The organism is Commensalibacter sp. M0133 (genome assembly GCF_016101485.1).
Lineage (GTDB): Bacteria > Pseudomonadota > Alphaproteobacteria > Acetobacterales > Acetobacteraceae > Commensalibacter > Commensalibacter melissae.
In genome coordinates this window covers 1-291 of record NZ_JACFQI010000013.1, presented here as the reverse complement: position 1 = coordinate 291, position 291 = coordinate 1, and the positions used below count along the sequence as shown (strand labels likewise).

1 protein-coding gene is annotated in these 291 nt (G+C 32.3%); it reads left to right on the top strand.

The window, feature by feature from the left end; translation table 11 throughout:
* Window positions 1-32: 32 nt before the first annotated feature.
* A partial coding sequence (locus tag H3T46_RS08880; protein ID WP_198198346.1) for a hypothetical protein occupies window positions 33-291 on the top strand: 259 nt, incomplete at its 3' end.

Sequence of the window (291 nt, the reverse complement as noted above, 5' to 3'; positions counted from 1 at the left end):
ACAGTCCTGATACTAATAATAATGAGATTGATATGTTTTATAATGCGGATGGTAATAATAAGGATGATTTTGGTAATCCATTAGACGGGAATACATTTTATTTCACGAATAATAAATATGGCAATAATTACCGGTTTAACGGAACAGTCAAGGCTTCATCGTTCAACAGTGGACATTTTGAACTCCCAAGACATGGTGATCGTTTGCGTTTTATTACCAACAGTCCTGATACTAATAATAATGAGATTGATATGTTTTATAATGCGGATGGTAATAATAAGGATGATTTTG